Source organism: Bacillus xiamenensis (genome assembly GCF_000300535.1).
Taxonomy (GTDB): Bacteria; Bacillota; Bacilli; order Bacillales; family Bacillaceae; genus Bacillus; species Bacillus xiamenensis.
In genome coordinates, this window is sequence record NZ_AMSH01000012.1 from 51,401 (window position 1) to 67,285 (window position 15,885).

Below are 15,885 nucleotides of genomic sequence, written 5' to 3' on the forward strand. Positions count from 1 at the left end.
AAAACGCTTCTCCTTCCTTTGAAGATTGTGGATAAGGAAAGGGGGAGATACTTTTGTTAAAAGAAGAAGTAAGCTATTACACAACGCTAGAAATCAATGACTAGTTACTTTGAGTGCCAATGTAGCTAAAATATGTAGAGGTAAGTGTTGACTGTAAAAGCTTTTACACTAGTTGAATATTAGTTGTTTTGTAAATTGCTTGTAGGCATTTGTATATGAAGAATGATTAAGCGATACACAACATAATAAGCTGTTACCAGTATGAAAGTATTTAAATAAGAGCTATTTAGGACGGCTATGGGAGCTACTCTTTTTTGTTGGAAGTGAATCATATTACCACAGTTTATATATCCTATTGCAGCTAAAAACAGGGGAATACACATTACACAACATGCTACTGAAGAGCTCCTGTAAAATTGGAGGTTAAAGAGTGTTTCAAACTCCCTCTAAAATTCTGATATTATTTTTATTAGACATATTGGTAGAAGAGAGGTGTTCATCGTGGAAGAAGAGAATGAAAAAGAAGATTTAAAGGTAGATAATTCACGGAATGAAATTCCAGTGAATAACTATAAATTAGTAACAGGTTCAATATCAGGATTAAATACGAATGCATTGTAACAAGCAAAAGCCTCAATATAAGGATTAAATAAGAATGAATTGAAATCAGCAACAGGTTCAATATAAGGATTAAATAAGAATGAATTGAAATCAGCAACACGTTCAATATCAGGATTAAATAAGAATGCATTGAAATTAGCAACAGGTGCACTGTCAGGGTTAAATACGAATGCCTTGAAATCAGCAACAGGTTAAATATCAGGATTAAATAAGAATGCATTGAAATCAGAAACAGGTTCAATATCAGGATTAAATACGAATGCATTGAAGTCAGCAACAGGTGCACTGTCAGGGTTTAATACGAGTGCATTGAAACCAGCAACAGGTTCAATATCAGGATTAAATACTAGTGCATTGAGGTCAGCAACAGGTGCACTGTCAGGGTTTAATACGAGTGCATTGAAACCAGCAACAGGTTCAATATCATGATTAAATACGAGTGCATTGAAACCATCAACAGGTTCAAGGTCAGGATTAAATACGAATGAATTGAAATCAGCAACACGTTCAATATCAGGATTAAATAGGAGTGCATTGAGGTCAGCAACAGGTGCACTTGCAGGATTAAATACGAATGCCTTGAAATCAGCAACAGGTTCAATATCAGGATTAAATACGAGTGCATTGAGGTCAGCAACAGGTGCACTGTCAGGATTAAATACGAATGCATTGAAATCAGCAACAGGTTCAAGATTAGGATTAAATACGAGTGCATTGAGGTCAGCAACAGGTGCACTGTCAGGATTAAATACGAATGCATTGAAATTAACAACAAGTGCATTCTCATCAGTTAGTTCAAATTGGGTTTTATCAGATTCGGTGGTTAATGAAATGTCTTTAGTAAACAATGAAACGGATGCCAAATACATATTTAGTAAAATACCCAAAGATGACTATCAAATACTTCAAAGTTTTGATGATGATAGTGAAAAATTGGAGTTTGTTCTCGAAAATAAAGAAAACACCGAATCTATACCTGTGAGAGGCATACCAAAAGTATTGGCAGTTACAGATATTGTAACAAGCCTTAGTACTAAGGATGTTTTTAATCTTTATAGACATTTAGTTGAATTCCCAATGCTCGGTTTGGAGCATCCAGTGGGACGAAGAATTTTCGATGAAATTAACATGAACTTAATTATAGTTGAGAACTTAAACTTATTCCGTGTAAGAAGTCGAGATATCAAAATAAGAAAGCTACCTTTTACCGATAAAGAGATGTTTAAAGCCCCACACGGAGTATCTGGACAAGGCAGATATAATTTTGGAGGTCACGGAGAATTATATACTTGTAATGTAAAAGAAGTGGCTCTAAACGAGATTGTATCAGATGATCCTAATTTAAGATACGACATAATTGAATGGAAATTAACGGAACCTGTAAAGTTATTAGATTTATCAGACTCTGGATCTCCTTTAGTGCAATACTGCAGTTTTGAAAAGTCGACTCAAAACGGTCAAGAGTACTTACTTCCTAACTTTTTAGCGCAATGTGCAAAGTATCATGGAGTATATGGAATTATTTATGAGAGTGTAGTTAATCCGGCTGCATTAAATTATGTCTTCTTTGATTATCAAGAAAGATGGTTTAATACTGTAGATATGGAATTTGACAAAACATACAATCAAAATAGTTTAGCCACTATGAAATGAAGTGGAGTTTTATTTATGAGCAAAAGCCACCAATAAGGATGGCTTTTTTATTCTCCTAATAAATTTACATAAACATCATTAAATAAATGAATTTGAACTGTTCATTTAATCCAAATTGAAATATTATGAAATTTTGCAGTGTTATCTGATGTAGGGTCCACTTTTACATAAGGATTAAGACTATAAGCAATAATTTGTTTATTATGTTTTTTATAATTATCTTTCATCTATTCTATTAACTTTCCAAATTCCTCATAGACTTTGACACTCACACTTTGAATATTCCGAAATCCTTCTACATCTGTATCCTTAACAGTAAGTTTTTCAAAAATAAAAGAATAATGGTTTACTATTTTTGTCTTTTCTTTTTATATGGACACTCCCTTAATCCAAATTACATTAGATAAATATAGCCACGTGCTTCCAAGTATGCAGAAACACGTGGCTGATGAACTTGATAATTTGTTCAAAGCTAAAGAAATGTGACAACTCAGGGTTTAAAGGCTTCAAAACGTCTCTATATCAAGTTACTGCTTAAAAAGCCCAATTTCCATTACGGAAAATCGGTTCACGTTTACCATCTTTTGTGATCCCATCAATATTCATTTCCTTTGAACCAATCATGAAATCGACGTGTGTAATACTGCTGTTCACACCCGCTGCGTCTAATTCCTCTCGTTTCATCTCTTTACCGCCTTCGATATTAAATGCATAACCGCTGCCGATGGCAAGGTGGTTGGATGCATTTTCATCGTAAAGTGTATTGTAATAGAGAATATTTGAGTTGGAAATCGGTGAATCATCAGGTACGAGGGCAACCTCACCTAAATAATGAGAGCCTTCATCTGTTTCAATCAAAGAAGTTAAAATGTCTTCGCCTTCTTTTGCTTTCACATCAATAATACGGCCATTTTCAAAGGTTAATGTAAAATCATCAATGATGTTTCCGGCATAGCTGAGCGGCTTTGTGCTTGAGACCGTCCCGTTTACGCCGTCTTTTTTAGGGACAGTAAATACTTCTTCTGTTGGCATATTGGCCATAAATGATACACCGCGTTCACTTACACTGCCGGCGCCTACCCAAATATGCTGTTCAGGAAGCTCGATCGTTAAATCTGTACCTGGCGCTTCATAGTGCAGCTTGTGGTAATGACGTTCATTTAAGACGGTTACTTTTTCATTTAGTGACTCATCATGCTTTTTCCATGCTTCAACTGGATCTGGCTGATCAGCACGGGCGACTTTAAAGATTTGTTCCCATAATAAAGAGACAGCCTCTTCATCTGTATGCTCAGGAAAAATCTTTTTCGCCCAATCTTTTGACGCAGCACCTACGACCGTCCAAGCGACTTTGTCAGATTGAACGTATTGACGATATGTATGAAGTGCTGAACCAGCAGCTTTTTGCTGTGCAGCAATTTTTTTCGAGTCAATGCCACGCAGAAGATCGGGGCTTTCTGACAAGATGGTAATAAAAGCACCACCGCGTTTTGCGATGGTTTCCATCATTTGTGCTTCCCATTCTGGGAATTGCTCAAAAACATCTTGTGGGGCATGTTCATATTTTAACCGGGTGAGAACACCATCACTCCAGCGGATATGTACGTTTTTCGCTCCGCGCTTATACGCATGTTTTGCCACAAGGCGGACAAGGTCCACAGATTCAGTAAACGCAGATACGACCACTTCTTGACCATTTTGAACATTCACACCGACTTCAACGATGGTCTTTGCATATTGATCTAGTTGTTTTTCGAATGAACTCATAAAAAACCCTCCTTTAGTCATGTTCATCATATCAGATTTAAGACCGAAAAGGAAAATGGGGAGCCGCTTTGAAGCAAAATAAAAAAGCCGCTTTCGTGCGGCTTTTTTAGCGGTTCAGTTGTTTCACAGGCTGTGCATTAGAAGGGGGCATATGTGAAAACGACAAGCTCATTCCTCCTAAAATAATACCGGTTAAAATGACTGTGACAACGACCCGTTTACTTAAATCAAGCAACATGTTCTTCCTCCTTCACGTTTATCCATTCCTCACAATATGATCGAAATGATGAAAAAAGAAGTAGGACAGGAAGATTATTTTAACGTTTTTTGCAATTTGTGAATGACTTCTAATGAACGGCCCGTTCCGATTGCGACAGATTCAAGTGGATTTGCTGCAATGTGAACTGGAACGACAATCTCTTGAGAGAGCCATTCTTGAATCCCGTTTAACAGTGCACCCCCGCCAGTTAGAATCACGCCGCGGTCTACGATATCACCACTGAGCTCTGGAGGGCTGTCCTCTAATGTGGCACGGATCGCCTCTAATATATGAAGAAGTGATTCACGCATAGCGCCTTGAATTTCATGAGATTCAAGTGTAATCGTTTTTGGGAGGCCTGTGACAAGGTCGCGTCCACGTACTTCTAATGATTCAGGCTCATGCTCAATGAGTCCATAACCGATTTCTATTTTCACTTGCTCAGCAGTCCGCTCACCGATCAGTAGATTATATTTCTTTCTCACAAATGTAATGATATCTTCATCCAGCTGATCGCCGCCAATTCGAATCGAATGACAAGAGACAACGCCGCCAAATGAAATGATCGCCACTTCTGTTGTTCCTCCGCCAATATCGACAACGACGTTTGCAACAGGCTCGTCTACCGGTAGATCAGCACCGATGGCAGCTGCGACAGGTTCTTCAATTAAATGCACATGCTTTGCCCCGCAATTCTTGACAGCATCGCTGATTGCGCGGCGCTCGACAGCGGTTGAACCAGAAGGTGTACATACAACAACGGTCGGTTTTCTAAAGGTAAACCCGATATTTTTTCCTGCTTTTTTCATAATTTGTTTGAGTAAATCTGTGGTCATATCATAATCAGCGATGACACCGTCTTTCATCGGACGGATCGCCATAATTTTCCCAGGTGTTTTCCCAATCATCTCTTTTGCTTCTGATCCGACTGCAAGAACAGTTTTTGTTTCTGTGTCTACTGCCACGACGGATGGTTCATTTAAAATGATTCCCTTGTTTTTACTATAAACCAATATGTTAGCTGTTCCCAAATCAATTCCAATTTCGGCATGTTGAAACATGTTTTCACCCAATCTCTATTTTTGCTGTTTTAAACAATTTTACATTTAAAAGTTCAAAGGATAGATGTCATTTGTGGGGGTTTGTGATCACCTTGAAATGAATCTGTAAAATTCAAGTCTCATTTTGACAATCACAATAAATTTTACCTTTGATTTTTCGGTTATGAAAAAAATTTTTAAAGAGGAGAAACCTTTTAAAAATCTCTTACGTCTACGATATATCAATTGGTGAAAAACAGATTGATCTTGAGCTAACGAAAGAAAGAGGGAACGAATTTGAAATCTATCGGAGTCGTAAGAAAAGTAGATGAACTAGGACGTATTGTGATGCCAATCGAATTGAGAAGAGCACTTGATATCGCTATTAAAGACAGTATGGAATTTTTTATAGATGGAGATAAAATCGTCTTGAAAAAATATCAGCCTCAAGGCGTTTGTCTCATGACGGGTGAGATTACTTCAGAGAACCATGAATATGGAAATGGTGCCATTACATTAAGCGCTGAAGGCGCAGAACTACTGCTAAAAGAGCTTCAAGAGGCCCTTCAACAGTAAATAAAAATAGCCTGCTCTCTTCCTTTGTGATGAGAACAGGCTATTTTTTTTCTGCAAAAAGTTCCTTAAAAATGCCCCATCTCCCTCAAAAAACAAGTGGAAAATGGTACAATTGACAAAGAATCTCAGGGCGGCAGGTGGAATCATTTGAACAAAACATACCAAGTACGGATCCTGTTATCTGTTCTTGCATTTCTATTAATCTTAAGCTGGGATTTCTTTTATTATCTCGGCGGCTATCAAATTAATTGGCCGCTCGATCTAGCCTTTACAATCGCTGTTTTAGCTGGTATTTGGGTCGTCTCAGGCTATGTAGACCGGTTAAATTTACTTGTGTCAGATTTAAACAAACGAGAAAAAGAAGCACACGAACTAACAGAGCGGCTGAATCGAATAACAGATAACTTGCAAGAAATCGTTTTTGAAACAAATGAAAAAGGTCAAATCATTTTTTTAAATCAAGCATGGAAACACATGATGGGGTACGACATAGAGGAATGTCTAGGTACGATGTATAATCAGTACTTTGATCAAGAGGAACATGTCGTCCAGCATTTGTTATCTGTGATAAAAGAGCATAAGGATGAGGGACGGGTTGAACTGCAGCTTGTTCATAAAGATGGAAGAAAAGTATGGGGAGATGTTCATTATAAGCTTTATTTTGATGAGCAGAACCAGTTTACTGGAGGCATTGGAACGGTTGCTGATATCACGAAACAAAAGCAGGCAAAGCTCGAGCTTGAAAGGTCCAATCAGCAATTGCAAATGCAGGCACAAAAGCTGGCAGTGGCAGGACAAATAGCCGCTGGGATTGCCCATGAAGTCAGAAATCCGCTAACCTCAGTAAACGGCTTTTTGCAGCTGATGAAAACACAATACCCTGAACGAACCGATTACTTTGATATCATCTTTTCTGAAATTAAACGGATTGACTTTGTTTTAAGTGAGCTGCTTGTATTAGCCAAGCCTCAATCGGTCCATTTTCAAGAAGTACAGCTTCATGATTTGCTAGAGCAGGTCATTACCCTACTAAACACAAATGCCGTTCTTTCGAATATTGACCTTAAACAGCCATTTAAAAAGAAGGATGCTGGAGCCATATTAGCAGACGCCAATCAAATGAAACAGCTGTTCATTAACTTAATCAAGAATGCAATAGAGGCGATGCCTGAAGGCGGCAGCATATACATATCAACAGAAAAAGTCATGAATGAGTGGAAAATCACGATTCAAGATGAAGGAAAAGGGATGTCTGAAGATGACATTCAGAAAATATACGATCCTTTCTTCTCTACGAAAAAAGAAGGAACTGGACTTGGTTTAACAATCTGTGCGACGATTTTAAAAGATCATCATGGAAGAATGGATGTAAAGAGTGAACTCAGAAAAGGGACAGCTTTTCATATTTATTTACCTGTGTATCAAAAAAGCAGGCAGCAGTAAGGCGAGAGGGATGTGATGATGATGAAGACGTTATTTGTATATGGGACACTTTTAAAGCACGAAAAGGACCACGAGACATTCATGAAAGAAAGCAGTCTATTCGCAACGTCTGCTTGGATCAAAGGGAGGCTGTACGATACAGGTGCAGGATACCCAGTGTGTGTTGTCTCTGAACATTATGCAGTATACGGAGAATTGTATGAGGTAAGCGATGAAACGTTGAATAAGATAGGTGAGCTAGAGGAAGGGTATGACAAGCAGGAAATAGATGTCATGACAGATCAGGGTCAGATACAAGCCATTGCATATACAGTAGGTGAGCAGAAGGCATCAGGACTAAAGGAGATTGAGAGCGGCTACTGGAAGGAATACAAGCTGTGGCAGCGCAAGCCGTCATCCTTTTATTATTTTGCCTACGGTTCCTGTATGGATGATGCAAGGTTTAAGCTTGCCAAAGTCGATCATTATTTCAAACAGATCATCGGCGGTGGTGCACTTGATCGTTTTACCACTAGATTTACACTCGTGCGGCCTGATGGATCAAGAGCCGATATGGTAGAAGACGGCGGAGAAACAGAGGGTGTTCTATACGAGGTGCCTTTTGATGCTATTCGTTATTTGTACAAGCGAGAAGGTGTTTATGAAGGCACGTATCGCCCAGCCTTTGTCGATGTCACGATAGGTGATCAAGTCTATCAGGACTGCTTAACCTTTCTCGTCTTAAAAAAGAATGAAGAAATTGCTCCTCCCGCTCATTATCGAAGTGAAATCGAAAAAGGAGCAGACCTTTACTTAAGTGAAGCGTTCCGTAAAAAAATTCGGTCGCATATGGATTCATTAATCAAACCGTAGTAAAATGCATGGTAAGTGATATAAAAGGAGTCTGAACATGAAAAAGGAATATGCAGTCATTGGTCTTGGGCGCTTTGGCGGAAGTATTTGCAAGGCGCTGAGCGAAGAAGGACTTGAAGTCATGGCCATGGATATGAATGAAGATCGTGTGAACGAATACGCTAAAATTGCGTCACATGCGGTGATTGGTGATTCGACGGATGAATCTGTCTTAAAAAATCTAGGCATTCGTAATTTCGATCATGTCATCGTGGCGATTGGAGAGAACATTCAAGCAAGTATTTTAACAACAATTATGCTGAAAGAGCTTGGCGTCAAAATGGTCACAGTGAAAGCTCAAAATGACTACCATGAAAAAGTACTTAACAAAATTGGGGCCGATCGCATTGTTCATCCAGAGCGAGACATGGGCAGACGGATTGCACATAAAATCATTTCCAACAACGTGCTCGATTATCTCGAGCTGTCAGATGAGTACAGTCTTATTGAAATCGTCGCAAACAGCAGACTAGCTGGGCATTCCCTTTTAGATCTCGACATTCGTGCAAGGTACGGGATTAATATTGTAGCAATTAAGCGCGGGAAAGAAGTCATTGTTTCACCGCTTGCAGATGAAATGATTCAAAAAGAAGATATCCTTATCGTCATTGGATCAGTAGCAGATATTGGACGCTTTGAAAAACGAGAAATGCAGAACGAATATTAAACACTCCGGCGGGGTGTTTTTTTATATGGATATGTACACCTCGGGCGGACAATGAAGAGGAGAAAGCTTTGCAGAAAAGCTGTTTTTCGTCTGACCACCAGCAAAAAGAACCGTCGTTATTTTTCATGCAATTATCACTATTCAGAAATAAAAATCAATCCTCTGATATGGCTGATTTTCTCTAAATGTCATTGACTGGGCACACAGATTCGTTTACGATAAGAAACATTATATTGTTTACTCGGAGGAGGCAGTGTCGTTGGATAAGGAGCTTTTCAGACATCAAATTGAGGTCGCTGCAAAGAGAAAAAAAGCAGCCCTCGTGATTAAACATGCGAAGGTCATGGACGTGTTTAACCAGGAATGGATAGACGCTGATGTCGCTGTAGAAAATGGAAAAATAGTAGGGATTGGAGAGTACGAGGGAGAGAGGGAACTGGATGCAGCAGGTCAAATGCTTGTTCCTGGTTTTATTGATGGCCACGTTCATATCGAGTCCTCCATGGTGACCCCTGCTGAATTCTCCAAAGCTGTTGTTCCTCACGGTGTGACAACTGTCGTAACAGACCCGCATGAAATTGCCAATGTGTCAGGTGTTGCAGGTATCCGTTTTATGCTCAAAGAAGCGAGAAAAGCTGCTTTAAATATATATTTCATGCTGCCATCCTGTGTACCAGCAGTCAGCTTTGAACGATCAGGTGCTACGCTAAAAGCGAAAGATTTAAAGCCTCTTTATGAGGAGAAAGAAGTGCTTGGTCTTGCCGAAGTCATGGATTATGTCGGAGTGGAGCAGGCGGAAGAAGATATGCTTCAAAAGCTGCTCGATGCTCAACATGAAGATAAATTGATTGATGGCCACCTAGCAGGCTTAACGGACCGATTAATTAACGTGTACCGGACAGCCAATGTGCAAACAGATCATGAGGTAACAACGGCTCAGGAAGCCCTTGAACGTGTAAAACGAGGCATGTATGTCATGCTGAGAGAAGGGTCTGTCGCCAAAAACGTGAAAAACGTCTTACCCGCTGTTAATGAAAAGAATGCGAGACGCTTTTTCTTTTGTACCGATGATAAACATCTAGATGATTTACTGGCGCAAGGAAGTATTGATGAACAAGTACGTATGTCCATCAAAGAAGGATTGGACCCCTTTTTAGCGTATCAAATGGGCAGTTTAAACGCAGCAGAATGTTTTGACCTCAAAACAAAGGGAGCGATTGCACCAGGCTTTGATGCTGATTTTATGCTTATTTCTGACTTGAATAAGGTGGATATCACAAGCGTCTTTATTGCTGGAGAATTGGTCTCCGAGCATGGAGAATATCAACCGCGTGTCGACAAGGTCACGCCAAATCTTTCATTAATGAAATCGGTACATGCAGTGGACGTTCAAGAGAAAGATCTAACGCTGCCTATCAGAGACCATCAAAAGATGAACGTCATTCGCATTATTCCAAATCAGCTTGAAACGAAATTAGAACAAGTATCTCCATCTAATCTCAATGGACAATTCACTAGTGATACAGATCGAGATGTATTAAAAATGGTGCTTGTCGAACGTCATCAAGGTCTTTCTGAAATTGGGGTAGGGATTGTCAGCGGCTTTGGCTTGAAAAATGGTGCGATTGCAACAACGGTGGCGCATGATTCGCATAACTTAATTGCCGTTGGTACAAATGATGCTGACATGATCAAAGCGATTGAGACGTTAAAAGAAGCAGGGGGCGGTTTGACCGTTGTGAAGGGCGGCCAGCCGCTTCATACGCTTCCATTGCCGATCTCGGGCTTATTATCAGATCAACCTGCGCATGCGGTGAATGAAAGTCTTCATGCACTCCATGAAGCGTTAAATGCAACAGGATTTTCTTTAGATTTTAATCCGTTTTTGACCCTGTCTTTCTTGGCACTTCCAGTCATTCCTGATGTGAAAATGACAACAAAAGGATTGTTCGATGTGAGAAGCTTTCAGCATCTACCGATTCAATCATAAAACAATGACTAAACCCGCATGTAGATGGTCTATATGCGGGTTTTTCATATATTTGAACATAAAAAAAGAGACACAGCCAGTTGGCATGTGTCTCTTTACTTGTTATTACACTTCCATAATGATCGGTAAGATCATTGGGCGGCGTCTTGTTTTTTCATATAGGAAAGGTGCAAGTGTGTCAGTAATTTCGTTTTTAATTTCTGACCATTGTGTCGTCTTGCGTTCCATTACTTTTTCAAGATGCTTTGAAATTAAATCTTGCGCGTCATTAATGAGGTCTCCAGATTCTCTCATGTAGACAAAACCTCTTGAGATCAAATCAGGACCAGCAGAAATTTTGAATTCTTTCATGTCCATGCTGACCACAACAATGACAAGACCTTCTTCTGAAAGAATGCGGCGGTCTCTTAACACGATGTTACCGATATCGCCAATCCCGCTACCGTCAATATACACGTTGCCTGATGGAATTTTTCCAGCGACACTTGCTTCGTCACCTTTCAGTGCAAGAACTTCACCGTTATCCATGATAAAGCAGTTTTCCTCAGGGATTCCGCAATCATTTGCCAATTTAATATGCGTTTTTTGCATGCGGTATTCACCGTGAATTGGCATGAAGAATTTTGGTTTAATTAAACGGAGCATCAGCTTCTGTTCTTCTTGTCCGCCGTGTCCGGATGTATGAATATTATTCAGTGAGCCATGAATAACCTCAGCCCCAGCACGATAAAGCTGGTTAATGGTACGGCTTACGCTAATATTGTTACCTGGGATCGGTGAAGATGAGAAGACAACAGTGTCTCCAGGATTAATGGAAATTTGGCGGTGTGTACCGTTCGCAATACGAGAAAGAGCTGCCATCGGTTCACCCTGACTTCCAGTACAAAGAATGGTCACTTTGTTTGCTGGAAGGCGGTTGATTTCATTGTGTTCAATGAACGTGTTTTTTGGACATTTGATATAGCCGAGCTCTTGTCCAATATCAATGGCAGACTCCATACTGCGCCCAAACACAGCGACTTTTCGGCCGTTGGCAACAGCGGACTCAATCACCTGTTGAAGTCTGTGAATGTTTGATGCAAATGTGGCAAAAATAATACGTCCATCTACTTTTCTAAAGATGTCATCAATGCTTTCTCCTACACGTCTTTCAGACATCGTAAATTCTGGAATTTCACTGTTTGTACTGTCAGATAGAAGGCAAAGGACGCCCTCTTTCCCGATCTCCGCCATTTTCGTTAAATTGGCAGGCTCGCCAACAGGAGTAAAGTCAAACTTGAAATCACCTGTATGTACGATGTTACCAGGAGGTGTCTTTACAACAATTCCATAAGAATCTGGAATACTATGCGTCGTTCTAAAGAAAGACACAGCTGTTTTTCTAAATTTAATTGTATCTTCTTCTTCAAAGATGTGAAGTTTTGTCTGTCTTAATAGACCATGTTCTTCCAATTTGTTACGAAGTAGGCCGATTGCGAGTTTGCCTCCGTAAACTGGAATATTCACTTGCTTGAGAAGGTAAGGGATACCGCCGATGTGGTCTTCATGTCCGTGAGTAATGAAAAGACCTTTGATTTTATCTTCGTTTTTAACTAAATACGTATAGTCAGGGATGACGTAATCAATTCCAAGAAGCTCATCTTCAGGGAACTTAATACCAGCATCAATTAAAATGATTTCATCTTGAAATTGAACGCCATACGTGTTTTTACCGATCTCGCCTAAACCGCCGAGCGCAAAAACTGCCGCCTGATCGTTTTTTACAAATTTCATTCCTCTCATAGCTCCAATACTTTAAAATTTTCACTTTCTCGTTCATAGTCTAAAAAAGCACCGTCTACAGGCTGAATGAATTCAATATTGTAGTTATGTTTTTTCAACTTATTGCGTACGTCTCTTTCAGAAACCGCTTCAACGTATAGTGAATCTGTGTGTTCTCTTACAGGTACCTCAGTCGTACTTGCCTGAAAAAATACCTTATATATCATCCAAATCTCTCCTTAAATACCGTATGTTACACTCGCTTATTCTATTATATTAAAAAAACGCGCATAAGAAAAGTCTCAGAGAAAAAAGGACCTTCAGCAAATGTGCGGAAGATCCCTTTAAGCAATCGATTTTTTACGAAGCATGTCCTTCCATTGTCTTCGAATTTTCTTACGCAGACGACGAAGCATCGTGGATCGCCTCCTTTCGGTATGAGTATAACTAGGCAGTATGTTCCGTTCTCTCTGTATACTTGTATTATATGATGTTTCCACTAAATGTTACATGGTTATATGTGGGAAATGGGCGTTTTAAGAGGAAGTGGTTTCGTTAGTGGAAATCTTTCTGTATGATGAAGGGGAGAATGTATACATAACAAGTGACAGGAGACGAGATATGAAGAAAAAAGTCATCTTTTTTGATATCGACGGTACTTTATATGACCATGATAAAAAAATACCTGAATCAACGAAGCGAGCTGTTCGTTTATTAAAAGAAAAAGGGCATCATCTATTCATTGCATCTGGACGCTCGCCTTTTCTGATTCAGCCTGTTTTAGAAGAATTAGGGCTTGACTCATTTATTGCGTATAACGGTCAATATGTCTTGCACAAGGGAGACGTCATTTACAGGAATCCGCTCAAACAGGAGCTCATGGAAAAAATTTATGAAACAGCGGATCACCATGATCACCCGCTTGTTTTCATGGGAGAAGAAACGATGAAGGCGTCTGTGCCGAACCATCCGTTTATCCATGAAGGGATTGGCACCTTGAAAACAGAGCATCCCGAGCATGATTTGTCTTTCTTTAAAGAACATGATATTTATCAGATGCTGTTATTTTGTAAAGCAGAAGAGGAAGATCAATACGAGGCGTTTCGTGAAGAAATTGACCTTGTCAGGTGGCATGAGGTGTCTACCGATGTGCTGCCAAAAGGTGGATCAAAGGCTGAAGGAATCAAACGAGTGATGGAAAGACTGTCTTACGATCAAAAGGACACCGTTGCCTTTGGAGACGGGCTGAACGATAGAGAAATGATTTCGTTTGTTGGAACTGGTGTTGCTATGGGGAATGCCGTAAATGAATTAAAGCAATTAGCTGATTTTGTCACCAAACCTGTAGATGAAGGCGGCATATTTCACGCCTTGACCGAATTAGGCCTTATTGAAGAATAAAAAAGAAGACCCGCTTGATGGATGGGTCTTCTTTTCATTTATGATCTGCCGATTGCAACAGCGTTGTCTGGCTCGGCGAATGGATGATCCTTTTGAATATGATCATAAAACATAATGCCGTTTAAATGATCAATTTCATGCTGAAAAACGATGGCCGGGAACCCTTTTAGGCGGATATCAATCTCTTCACCTTCAAGTGTTGTGCCTTTCACCCTGATTTTTTCATAACGCGGGACAAATCCAGGGATGGCCTCATCAACAGATAAGCAGCCTTCTCCAGTGGCTAAATAAGCTCTTTTGACTGAATGACTGACAATACGAGGGTTGAATAGGGCATAGCTGTAAAGCTCTCCATCTTCGTCCTCACAGTGAACAGCGATCATTCGTTTACTGATATTGATTTGTGGAGCTGCTAAGCCAACACCGGGTCTGAGTCCATATTTTTCAGCAATGTCTGCATCCTGACTATTCTTGACAAATTCGATCATGTCCGCTAATTGCTGTTTTTCTTCCTCTGTTGGCGGGAGTTCAACCGCTTCAGCTGTTTGTCTTAAGACGGGGTGCCCGTCTCGCACGATATCATCCATGGTAATCACAAAACTTCACTCCTATTTCCTTTGTATGTAAAGTATATAAAATGATACACAACATATGCAATGAAATAAAGAAGACCGGTCGCATGAGACCGGTCAGAGGCTTATTCAGCCATTAGCAGCAGCCACCGCCGCCTAAGAATGCTGCACCAACAATGATCAATAGAATGAATAGGACGACGATTAAAGCGAATGTACGTCCACCACCGTAACCGTACCCGCCACCATAACTTGGATAGCAACAGCCGCCACCGTATCCGTAACCGTACCCGCCGTATCCACCATACATACTTCCATGACTATAATTAGACATACTTTTGACCTCCTTTGGAAATACACTCGGCCTCTCATAAGTGAAGGCGAAGCGTGTAATATAAACTATGTATGAATGCACTATTTGTATAGTCATGAGCCTAGAGCATGAAAAAAATCTTCTCCCCCCCTCAAAAGGACAAGTTCTATCCTTGTCATAAACGCCCTGAAAAATTATAGTGGTATGTGGAGATATAAAGGGGGACCTTGTAATGAAACAGATGAAAAGCATAAAAGCAGGTGCTGCTTTAGCGGGGATATGTACCCTCTTGCTTACGGGGTGCGGAGGCCAAAATCCGTTTCATGAGATGCAAGACGCCATGACGAAAATGAGCGAAAAAGAGGCATCCTTTCAAAAAGAACAAGGCACACTGCAAAGCTATGAGGAAAAAGAACAGCAGTTATATGAAAAAATGATACAAACAACAAAGGACCATCCAAAAACAGTATCTAGTCTGTCTGATCAAGCATTGGCATCAGCTGCGAAGCGTGAAGAACATTTGAAAACAGAAAAAGAGAGCATGGAAAAGGCGAAAAAAGAATTTGAAGCGGTAAAGGAATCCGCGAGCCGGATAAAAGATGAAGAAGTAAAAGCCAAAGCAGATCAAACCGTCCAATCCATTCAAAAAAGGTATGCATCGTATGATCAGCTGTACCGTGAGTATCAAAAGGCGCTGAAACAAGACAAGCATTTGTACCAATCCTTAAAAAAGAAAGACTTAGGATATCAAGAGCTGAAATCCAAACTAAAATCAGTGAATCGTTCATACAGCAAAGTCAGAAAAGAAAGTAAGAAGTTCAATCAATATACAGATCAATTGAACGAACATAAACAGGCTTTATACAGAGCGGCATACCAAGGGTCAAAAAAGAGCTGAAAATGAAGTGCACCCCAAATATTAGACACAGTC

Annotated in this window: 16 protein-coding genes; 8 read left to right on the plus strand and 8 right to left on the minus strand. The window is 40.0% G+C overall.

Translation table 11 applies throughout. The annotated features are described in order from the left end of the window. Window positions 1-812: 812 nt before the first annotated feature. Entirely contained in the window at window positions 813-1,469 is a 657-nt protein-coding gene (locus BA1_RS19415) for a chemotaxis protein CheA (protein WP_237739193.1), read from the minus strand. Here BA1_RS19415 and BA1_RS06610 point away from each other — a divergent pair. Further along, a complete protein-coding gene (locus BA1_RS06610; protein ID WP_017367170.1) occupies window positions 1,453-2,274 on the plus strand; it encodes an RES family NAD+ phosphorylase in 822 nt (273 codons plus the stop codon). The genes BA1_RS19415 and BA1_RS06610 overlap by 17 nt on opposite strands. A gap of 534 nt (window positions 2,275-2,808) precedes the next feature. Here the strand turns inward: BA1_RS06610 and BA1_RS06615 are convergent. The 3 genes from BA1_RS06615 to mreBH form a co-directional block, all read right to left on the minus strand. Beyond that, a complete protein-coding gene (locus BA1_RS06615) occupies window positions 2,809-4,041 on the minus strand; it encodes an aminopeptidase (protein WP_008356973.1) in 1,233 nt (410 codons plus the stop codon). A 106-nt stretch (window positions 4,042-4,147) separates the two neighbouring features. After that, window positions 4,148-4,279 carry a protein YkpC gene (locus tag BA1_RS19165; protein WP_008356975.1) on the minus strand — a complete coding sequence of 44 codons (132 nt, stop codon included), beginning with the start codon at window positions 4,277-4,279 and terminating at the stop codon, window positions 4,148-4,150. 74 nt (window positions 4,280-4,353) lie between these two features. Then, the gene (mreBH, locus tag BA1_RS06620) at window positions 4,354-5,361 is read right to left on the minus strand and encodes a rod-share determining protein MreBH (protein ID WP_008356978.1); all 1,008 of its coding nucleotides are present in this window, start codon (window positions 5,359-5,361) and stop codon (window positions 4,354-4,356) included. 276 nt (window positions 5,362-5,637) lie between these two features. Between mreBH and BA1_RS06625 the strand changes: the two genes are divergently transcribed. The 5 genes from BA1_RS06625 to ade all read left to right on the plus strand — a co-directional run bounded on the left by BA1_RS06625 (window position 5,638) and on the right by ade (window position 10,907). After that, window positions 5,638-5,916 carry an AbrB/MazE/SpoVT family DNA-binding domain-containing protein gene (locus BA1_RS06625; RefSeq protein ID WP_008356980.1) on the plus strand — a complete coding sequence of 93 codons (279 nt, stop codon included), beginning with the start codon at window positions 5,638-5,640 and terminating at the stop codon, window positions 5,914-5,916. Between the two features lie 147 nt (window positions 5,917-6,063). Next, window positions 6,064-7,359, plus strand: coding sequence for an ATP-binding protein (locus BA1_RS06630; RefSeq protein ID WP_008356982.1), 1,296 nt, complete (start codon window positions 6,064-6,066; stop codon window positions 7,357-7,359). 18 nt (window positions 7,360-7,377) lie between these two features. Then, on the plus strand, window positions 7,378-8,211 hold the full coding sequence (locus tag BA1_RS06635) for a gamma-glutamylcyclotransferase family protein (protein WP_008356984.1): 834 nt from the start codon (window positions 7,378-7,380) through the stop codon (window positions 8,209-8,211). A 37-nt stretch (window positions 8,212-8,248) separates the two neighbouring features. Continuing rightward, window positions 8,249-8,917, plus strand: a complete 669-nt coding sequence (locus BA1_RS06640) for a potassium channel family protein (RefSeq protein ID WP_008356985.1) — start codon at window positions 8,249-8,251, stop codon at window positions 8,915-8,917. A gap of 259 nt (window positions 8,918-9,176) precedes the next feature. Next, window positions 9,177-10,907 (plus strand): adenine deaminase, encoded by a 1,731-nt coding sequence (gene ade, locus BA1_RS06645; RefSeq protein ID WP_008356988.1) that lies wholly within the window; start codon window positions 9,177-9,179, stop codon window positions 10,905-10,907. 105 nt (window positions 10,908-11,012) lie between these two features. Here the strand turns inward: ade and rnjA are convergent, their stop codons facing one another. Next, window positions 11,013-12,680 carry a ribonuclease J1 gene (gene rnjA, locus BA1_RS06650; RefSeq protein WP_008345116.1) on the minus strand — a complete coding sequence of 556 codons (1,668 nt, stop codon included), beginning with the start codon at window positions 12,678-12,680 and terminating at the stop codon, window positions 11,013-11,015. A gap of 5 nt (window positions 12,681-12,685) precedes the next feature. Then, window positions 12,686-12,895: a DNA-dependent RNA polymerase subunit epsilon gene (locus tag BA1_RS06655; RefSeq protein ID WP_008356990.1), complete on the minus strand. Its 210-nt coding sequence runs from the start codon at window positions 12,893-12,895 to the stop codon at window positions 12,686-12,688. Window positions 12,896-13,289: 394 nt separating this feature from the next. Here BA1_RS06655 and BA1_RS06660 point away from each other — a divergent pair, with 394 nt between their 5' ends. After that, complete coding sequence (locus BA1_RS06660) at window positions 13,290-14,069, plus strand: Cof-type HAD-IIB family hydrolase (RefSeq protein WP_008356992.1); 780 nt, start codon at window positions 13,290-13,292, stop codon at window positions 14,067-14,069. 38 nt (window positions 14,070-14,107) lie between these two features. Here the strand turns inward: BA1_RS06660 and def are convergent, their stop codons facing one another. Then, the gene (gene def / locus BA1_RS06665) at window positions 14,108-14,665 is read right to left on the minus strand and encodes a peptide deformylase (RefSeq protein WP_008356994.1); all 558 of its coding nucleotides are present in this window, start codon (window positions 14,663-14,665) and stop codon (window positions 14,108-14,110) included. A 112-nt stretch (window positions 14,666-14,777) separates the two neighbouring features. Continuing rightward, window positions 14,778-14,951, minus strand: coding sequence for a YjcZ family sporulation protein (locus BA1_RS06670; RefSeq protein ID WP_117590933.1), 174 nt, complete (start codon window positions 14,949-14,951; stop codon window positions 14,778-14,780). A 235-nt stretch (window positions 14,952-15,186) separates the two neighbouring features. Here BA1_RS06670 and BA1_RS06675 point away from each other — a divergent pair, with 235 nt between their 5' ends. Continuing rightward, entirely contained in the window at window positions 15,187-15,852 is a 666-nt protein-coding gene (locus BA1_RS06675; RefSeq protein ID WP_008356998.1) for a YkyA family protein, read from the plus strand. The last annotated feature ends 33 nt before the right edge of the window (window positions 15,853-15,885 follow it).